This window comes from Litorivivens sp., from assembly GCF_041625495.1.
Lineage (GTDB): Bacteria > Pseudomonadota > Gammaproteobacteria > Pseudomonadales > Spongiibacteraceae > Litorivivens.
Window position 1 is genome coordinate 1 of sequence record NZ_JBFJTH010000184.1, and the last position, 6,871, is coordinate 6,871.

Consider the following 6,871-nt stretch of genomic DNA (forward strand, 5'->3'; position numbering starts at 1 on the left):
ATCGTGCCCTTACCGTAGACCTCACAGCATTTCAGATTCCCTGGGACAATATGCAGGTGCAGACCGTCTGGAACGGTACTTTCCCCGCTATCAACAATATCGGTTCGGCAGAGGTGCGCGGTGCTGAGCTGGGATTTAAAACCCTGCTGCCCTGGAACTTCACTCTGATGATTAACGCGACCTACGCGGTGTCAAAAACCGAAGAGTCGTTTGACTCCTCGGAGGGCTTTATCGAGAAGGGTACGATTCTGCCCCTGGCACCACGCTGGACGGGGTCCACCGTATTGAGCTGGAACGATCAATGGGGGAATTTCGCGCTCAACGGGTCGCTGGGAGCGTCCTACCAGGGAGACAGCAAAAATAACTTCGGCAATACCTTGCCGATCGATGCGCTGACAACCTATAGCGCCTCTTTTGGCATCATTGGGGTGAAGTGGCGATACGCGCCCACGCTGAATTTTTCTATCACGAATTTAACCAACGAGCGCGCGATGCTGGCGGGCGTGGTGAGTCGTGATGAAACCGCCAATAGCGATATTTATGTGCCGGCGCAACCCAGAACAATCTCAATCAGTGCAGGTATCAGTTTCTAACAATAAGCTTTTTGAAATTTTCAGTTCCAGTCTGATTCCAAGCGGCTGAAACGCCGCTTGGCAGGAGCACCTTTAACTGGCTTGAATTTTGCTGGCAAACCTTGCGCATAAATTAAGCTTATGGGCTCATTGTGGGCAGGCCAAATCATATTTGAGGTACCTCCTGTGAAATCCAGCGTAGTAACAAGCAGTATTCGTGTAGTTTCCATAGCGCTATTGGCCGCTACTACAAGCTTCTCGGTGTTGGCGGATAGCTCGGCAAGCGGCGGTGAAGAAGACGCTCCGTCAGGCAAGCGTGTTATCGAAGAAGTATTCGTCAGTGCGACAAAGCGCACTAAATCAGTGCGCGACATCCCGATCAGCATTGATGCCTTTACCGGCGATGACCTCACCGAGATTGGCGCCACTGGCCTGGAAGATATTGTCAAATACTCGCCGGGCGTTGTGATGTCTGGAGGTAATGTGACTATCCGTGGACTGTCCAACGCGGGTGGTCTGTATACCCGCACCGTTGGCCGTTTTTACGACGGTGTCTCCCTGATTAATCCGTCCGTCCAAGGCGTGCAGCCGCATTTTGATCCTTACGATATCGCCAGTGTCGAGATACTCAAAGGTCCGCAAGGCACGCTGTTTGGTGGCTCGGCTCTGACAGGGGCAATTCGTTACGTGCCGCAATTGCCCGACTTTGAGCGCGGACTGAGTGCCTCGGTCAGCTATGGCCATAGCGTCATGGAACACAGTGACGACAGCGGCGAAGCGGTTCGCGCCATGCTGAATATTCCGGTGTTTGACAATCTCGGTTTGAGAATTGTCTCAGTCGATACGGAAACACCGGGATACGTGGACGATACCTTCTCCGGAAAAAAGGATATCAATAGTACCCGGACAGACTTACAACGCGCGCTGGCGCTCTGGCAACCCATCGAACCCTTGTCGGTGCAACTGTCCTGGCTGGAATTTGGCATGGCATGGGACGGCAACGGTTTCGTGAGTGGCTCATCGGATAAATACGACTACACGCGCAGCACCCAGCGCCAGCCCGAGACCGGTGAAGCCGATGTCGAAATCTACGGTATCAAATTGAGCTGGGCAGTCGGAGACCGTTTCGACATTGTGCTGGACAGCAACATGCTCAAGAAAACCCAGAGTTTGCGGCAGGGCCTTGAAACCTATTTGGGGCTGGAAGATACCGGTGCGCGGGCGCCCGTGACCAATGACTTCTGGACCGAACAGCCCTCACATGAGCTGCGTCTGGTGTCCAATGAGCTCAGTGGTGGCATGTGGCTGTTCCGTGACTGGGAGTATACGGTCGGCCTGTTCTATATGGAGTCTGACCAATTCCTGACCGGACCGATTCGCGCGAGTTACCCTCTGGTGGGGAATGTGCCGGTGATTCCCGGTGCGCTCGGGCTGAAAGATCCTACGGCAGGTACCAACACCAAGATCGGTGCGCTGGCAGAAGAAAAAGCCCTGTTTTTTGATTTGACGCGCAGCTTCTTCGGCAAGCTGGAAGTTAATCTGGGGGGGCGCTACTTTGAACAGATTACCGATGGCGAGATCCACTCCAGCCAGGAAGTGGAAAACCCCCTCGGTGGCGAGGGTGTGGAAACCGACCCCAATGGTGATGCACCCAGCATCGCCAAAGTAACCGAGGAAAAAGGCTTCAATCCCAAGGTCGCACTCACCTGGAATTTTACGGATGAGGTGTCGGTCATTGCCAGTGTGGCGGACGGATTTCGTTTTGGAGGGGTCAACACCATTACTGAATCTACTCACGCGATTAGCGGGCAGCCTTACTTTTTTGAGTCTGACTCGATTCGCAATTATGAGATTGGATTCCGCAGCCGTTGGTTTGATCGGCGCTTAACTTTGGATGCGGCGGCCTTCTATATTCCCTGGGACAATATGCAGGTGCAGACCAACTGGAACGGTACTTTTCAGGCGGTGGATAACGTCGGCGGTGCTTTGGTACGTGGTGCGGAGATTGCCGTCAACGCGATCCTACCCTGGAATCTTAATCTGACTGCCAATGCCGCGCATATCGAATCCAAGACAACTGAGCCTTTTGAATCCGATGCGGAAGGTGAAGTGCTAGAGGGTACTACGCTGCCCAATGCGCCGCGTTGGACCGGTTCTGTCATTCTGTCGCATTTCACCCAGTTGGGCAGTTGGACACTGGCCAGCAACCTTAACTATGCCTATCAGGACGAGAGTAAAAATGATTTCTCTAACTCGGTACCCCTGAAAGCGTTCGGTACCTGGGGCTTGTCATTCAACCTGTCTCAGCCTTTGTGGCGACTGGCGCCGACCTTCCGCCTGACGGCGAATAACCTGCTGGATGAAAAGGCTTCATTGGGCGGTTTCACAACACCGACGTCAACGCTGGTGATACCCATCAGACCGCGCCATCTTGAACTGACAACCGAGCTGAAGTTTTAAAGGAGGCGCGATGAAGTTGATTCCGAAAAGTAAAGTAGGAAAGGGAGTAGCCACGTTATTGGTGCTCGTCCTGGTTGGCGGCCTCTACGGCGCCCACTACCTGCGCGACCTGATTCTTACTGGCGGCCTCAACAAGTCGGATCGCCCCGAGCGTGATGGTGTGGCTGCAGTGGCACCCTCGACCATGGTGGTTGGCACCACCGGTGGTCAGGCGCAGGTGATTGGTGCGGATATTCTGAAAAAAGGTGGCAATGCCATCGATGCCGCACTCGCCACCGCCATGGGGCAGATCACCCTCGCGGCGGGTTCCTGGGTTTCCTTCGCAGGTATCAATACCATCGTTTACTACGAGGCCAAAACCGGCAAGGTCTATAACCTCAATACCGCCTTCAGCACGGTCAAGGGCGAGAGCGACTATGAGGGCGTGCCCGGCTTTGATATGACCGCGCTGGCCATGCGCGATCCGGACAAGGACGGTCACTACAACGGCCGTACCGTGCTGGTACCAGGCTTTATGCGCGGTGTCGAGGCAGCGCATCAGCGCTTTGGCAAGTTGCCAATGGCCGAGGTGTTTCAACCGGTAATTGATCTGGCCGAAGAAGGCTTTGAAGTGAATGAAGGCTTGGACGGCATCTTGGCTTACCGTAAAAAAATTCTCTCCAAATTCCCGGAAACCAAAAAGCACTTCGTTAAAGAAGACGGCGAGTTTTATAAAAAAGGTGATACCTTCAAGCAACCCGCACTGGCCGACACCTTGCGCAATGTCGTCAAACATGGCGCGGACTATATGTACACCGGCCCCTGGGGTCAGAAAATGGTGGCCGCGGTACAGGCCACCGGTGGTCGTATCACACTGGACGATATGGCCAGTTACAAGGCCGAGTGGGTGGAACCGCTGAAAACCACTCACAACGGTTATGAGGTCTACAGCCACGGCCTGCCCGCCTATGGCGGTGTGAACCTGCTGGAAGCCCTGAACCTGATTGAAGCGGCGAACCTGAAAAACAAACCCCATTACAGCGAGTCGCCAGAATCCTTTTTCTGGCTGTCGCATATTCTGCGCGCCTGGACGGCATCGCGTAAATTGGGTTTTAGTAGTGAGGGCAATGCCGATACCAGTGCGGATTTCTCGCTGGCGCGTATCGAGAAGTCCCACGCCAAGCAGCTTTGGCAGCATATCCAGGACAATCGCGGTTACGAGCCCATGCAGGTTAGCCTGGCACCGCGCCACTCGGATGGCGTGGTCGTCATCGATGCGGAAGGTAATATGGCGGCCATGCTACACACTATTAACACAGTTTCCTTCGGTGAGGGTGGGCTGGTAATTGACGGCGTGTCTATTCCCGATGCGTTGACTAACCAGCTTGATGTGGCGCGGGCGACGGAACCCGGCACACGCCTGCCCGACCCCGGTGCGCCGACCATTGTGCTCAAAGACGGCAAGCCCTTTGCTGCCTTCTCAACCATAGGTGCCGGTCTGCACCCGCGTCTGGCCAGTGTGATGATGAATGTGCTGGATTTTGGCATGACGCCGGGCGAGGCACTCAACCAGCCGGCCTTGGGCTTCACCATGAATTTCGACGGCGTGCTGGGCAAGCTTTGGGGCAGCTACCAGACCGTGACAGCAGGCAAGTTCAGCCCGGAATTCGAACAGGCGGTATCTGCTATGGGGCTGGATATCGTCTACAACCGCAGTTACAGCGGCTATGTGGTGGGCGCCATGATCGACCCCGAAACCGGCGAGCGACATGGAGGTACCATCGAACAATATGGTGGTCGGCCAGTAGGATATTAGTCGTTAGACGCTCCCGCAGCCCTTTGTAACAATTGGTAATGATGTAGGTATTTCGGGCGTTGGGCGCAGGTCGTTATCATTCAATAGGCAGTGGCTTAGTGGTGGTGTTAACCGGCTAGTAGTGGGGGTAGTTGTCCGATAACAAACGGTTGCGTAAAGCATGAGCCATTTGACTTACATCGCCGGCAGGTGTATTAATGGCATTACATCGGATTAAGTCAATTGGCGCACAATGCGAAAAGCACAGTGACCCACAACAAATTGACCATAGATCTTTACAACTTAGCCCTCAGGGTGTTTGGAGAAGTTATGTTATCACGTATCACAAAAGTGGCTGCCTGTGCTCTGGCCCTTTCGCCATTAACCGGTTTTGCTCAAGAGACTGATCGCACCTGGTATCTGAATGTGTCCCTCAATAGTTTCGGTCTGGACGACACGTCTACAGAAGAATCTCGTGTCGTTGAATCGTGCTCACTGGGCGTTACCGGTTGTAGCAGTAGCACAGAAACGACGAAATACGACACATCTTTTGACAGTGATAACACTCTTTCTCTGATCGGCGGTTACTATGCGGAAACGGTTCGCGTTGAACTGGAATACACGCAAGTCGACAGTGACCTCGATACCAACAGCGCCTCGGAAGAGACCCTGGAGTTGAATCTGCTGATGGTCAATGTCTGGAAAGATTTTGACCTCTACGGCTTCAAACCCTATGCGGGAGGCAGTTTCGGCCTTGGATTTGCTGAGCAGGGTGATACCGATGACGAGTTTGTTCTGGCACGCCTGGGATTCGGCTTGAACTTTGATTTGATTGATCGCGCAAGGCTGGATATTGGCTACCGCCTGATGTATGCCGAACCGGATATGGTTATGGAAGGCAGTAACCGAGAGATTGTTCGCGATCTTCGCGGTGGCAGCTTTGTGATCGGTCTTGGTTACGCGTTCTGATGTCAGTGCTTTTGGTTGCGTTACGCATGGCCAGAATATGACATCCTCCTGTACTCTACGGATCGATGATGCGATCTATAGCTGTTTGAGACAGCACCGCAACGGTGAAGCGCTTGGCTTTGGCACCATGATGATGCCTGTTATGTACAAGGCGACTTATGCGGATGGTGCTTGGCAAGAACGACACGTGCTGCCTTATCGGCCCATAGAGCTCGATCCGGCCGCGAAAGTGCTGCATTACTCTCAGGAGATTTTTGAGGGTATGAAGGCTTACTCCCGTGGCAGCGGTGCACCAGTGCTTTTTCGGCCATTGGATAATGCCCGACGTATGAATGCGTCGGCAGCCAGATTGTCCATGCCGATGATTCCTGAACAAATCTTTATGGAAGGCGTTGAGGTGATTGCCGGCCTGAGCAAGCCCCATATCCCCAAGGGAGAGGGGTGCTCGCTTTATATTCGTCCCTTTATGATTGGTACTGAGGCGTCACTGCAGCTGGGTGCATCACGCAGCTGTGATTTTTATGTCATCGCCTCACCATCACAAACCTATCACTCGGGCGCCATGCGCGTCATGATTGAGCGCAGGGAATGTCGCGCTGCGTTGGGTGGCACAGGAGCTGTGAAAGTTGGCGGTAATTACGCGGCTGCACTATCCTCGGCAGCCCGCGCGGCACGTAATGACTTTGACCAGTCACTCTGGCTCGACCCCGAGCAACAGTTCTATATTGAAGAACTCTCCGGGATGAATGTGTTTGCTGTTATGGACGGTGTGCTGCATACACCGGAACTCAATGGTTCGATATTGCCGGGCATTACCCGCGACTCGATCATACAGTTAGCTCGCCATCGCGGTTATAGCGTTATCGAGCGGCGTATGGCGATAAAGGAATTGATTGAAAAGATACAGGGCGGTAATTGCTCGGAATTGTTTGCCTGCGGAACAGCAGCCATTATAACGCCAGTGTCTCTGCTGGGTGATGATCGTGGTCTTGCGCTGGAGTTACCCGTAGAGACGCCTGTCGCAGATGAGCTGGGAGCTGCACTGACGGCTTTGCAATACGGCACAGAAAAAGACGTATTTGGCTGGGTGCATCCC

At 53.8% G+C, this 6,871-nt stretch carries 5 protein-coding genes; all 5 read left to right on the plus strand.

The window, feature by feature from the left end:
• A partial coding sequence (locus ABYP39_RS16185) for a TonB-dependent receptor domain-containing protein (RefSeq protein WP_372783573.1) occupies window positions 1–593 on the plus strand: 593 nt, incomplete at its 5' end.
• Between the two features lie 165 nt (window positions 594–758).
• Window positions 759–3,032 carry a TonB-dependent receptor gene (locus ABYP39_RS16190; RefSeq protein ID WP_372783575.1) on the plus strand — a complete coding sequence of 758 codons (2,274 nt, stop codon included), beginning with the start codon at window positions 759–761 and terminating at the stop codon, window positions 3,030–3,032.
• Between the two features lie 10 nt (window positions 3,033–3,042).
• Window positions 3,043–4,827 carry a gamma-glutamyltransferase gene (locus ABYP39_RS16195; protein WP_372783577.1) on the plus strand — a complete coding sequence of 595 codons (1,785 nt, stop codon included), beginning with the start codon at window positions 3,043–3,045 and terminating at the stop codon, window positions 4,825–4,827.
• A gap of 309 nt (window positions 4,828–5,136) precedes the next feature.
• The gene (locus tag ABYP39_RS16200; protein WP_372783579.1) at window positions 5,137–5,775 is read left to right on the plus strand and encodes an outer membrane protein; all 639 of its coding nucleotides are present in this window, start codon (window positions 5,137–5,139) and stop codon (window positions 5,773–5,775) included.
• 37 nt (window positions 5,776–5,812) lie between these two features.
• The coding region (locus tag ABYP39_RS16205; RefSeq protein WP_372783580.1) for a branched-chain amino acid aminotransferase at window positions 5,813–6,871 on the plus strand (1,059 nt) is incomplete at its 3' end.